The organism is Streptococcus sp. 1559 (assembly GCF_013276735.1).
Classification (GTDB): domain Bacteria; phylum Bacillota; class Bacilli; order Lactobacillales; family Streptococcaceae; genus Streptococcus; species Streptococcus pseudopneumoniae.
In genome coordinates this window covers 1-1,096 of record NZ_VMLO01000097.1, presented here as the reverse complement: position 1 = coordinate 1,096, position 1,096 = coordinate 1, and the positions used below count along the sequence as shown (strand labels likewise).

2 protein-coding genes, 1 tRNA gene and 1 pseudogene are annotated in these 1,096 nt (G+C 36.4%); 2 read left to right on the top strand and 2 right to left on the bottom strand.

Annotated elements, in window-relative coordinates; genetic code table 11:
- On the bottom strand, positions 1 to 209 hold a 209-nt coding region (locus tag HT688_RS10160; RefSeq protein ID WP_172923233.1), incomplete at its 3' end, for a helix-turn-helix domain-containing protein.
- Between the two features lie 38 nt (positions 210 to 247).
- On the opposite strand from HT688_RS10160, the pseudogene HT688_RS10155 reads away from it, so the two are divergent.
- Together HT688_RS10155 and HT688_RS10150 are read left to right on the top strand one after the other, a co-directional pair.
- A pseudogene (locus HT688_RS10155) lies at positions 248 to 739 on the top strand (IS30 family transposase); the annotation flags it as partial.
- A gap of 49 nt (positions 740 to 788) precedes the next feature.
- Positions 789 to 860 (top strand) — tRNA-Glu (locus HT688_RS10150).
- A gap of 49 nt (positions 861 to 909) precedes the next feature.
- Here HT688_RS10150 and HT688_RS11555 read toward each other — a convergent pair.
- On the bottom strand, positions 910 to 1,096 hold a 187-nt coding region (locus HT688_RS11555), incomplete at its 5' end, for a hypothetical protein (RefSeq protein ID WP_240148174.1).

The following is a 1,096-nucleotide window of genomic DNA, read 5'->3' as shown; positions in this document are numbered from 1 at the left end:
TGAAGAAGCGCTTCTAAACCAAACTCCTTATATTTTTTCAAATTCCTCCAAACAGTTGTTTTATTGCAATCTAGCAAATCCATGATTTCCTTATAACTCTTTTCTTTTGAGCGAAAATAAATAATCTGTAGACGTTTGTGATATTTGGCGTACGATGAATCTCTTAGGAGTTGTTCAATTTTTTGTGTTTCTTCGTTTGTAAGTTTCATAACTACTATTATAAGATGTTTTTTTGATTTTAGTCCAGTATGAGATTGATACGGTTCTGCTTACAAGAGTGAAAAATTATTGTTTACTGGTCTTAACTGATCGAAGGACTAGGCATCAAATTATCCGATTGATTCCAAATAAAAGTGCTGAGGCGGTCAATCAGGCTTTAAAACTCATCTTAAAACAAGACAAGATTCTGTCCATCACGGCAGATAATGGTACAGAATTTAACCGCTTGTCTGATGTATTTTCTGAGGAACATATCTATTATGCGCACCCCTATGCCTCTTGGGAAAGGGGAACTAATGAGAATCACAACAGCCTCATTCGGAGATGGTTACCTAAGGGAACTAAGAAAACGACTCCCAAAGAAGTCGCATTCATCGAAAATTGGATTAATAACTATCCTAAAAAATGCTTGAACTACAAATCACCCAGAGAAGACTTCTTCATGGCTAACTTGAACTTGAAATTTGGCGAGAAGTTAGCAAATTGTAAAAAGTTTAAAAAAATTAGAAAAAGGTGTTGACAAGTCTGAAAAAGACTGTATAATAGTAAGAGTTGAAAATAACCACTCTGGTCCGTTGGTCAAGGGGTTAAGACACCGCCTTTTCACGGCGGTAACACGGGTTCGAATCCCGTACGGACTATGGTATGTTGCGGTTGTAACACTTGATGAAAAAAAAGATTAAAAAAGTTTCAAAAAAGTGTTGACAAGCGAAAGTGATTGTGATATACTAATATAGTTGCCGCTTGAGAGAAGCGAGTGACAAAGACCTTTGAAAACTGAACAAGACGAACCAATGTGCAGGGCGCTACAACATAAGTTGTAGTACTGAACAATGAAAAAACAATAAATCTGTCAGCGACAGAAATGAGTGAGAAC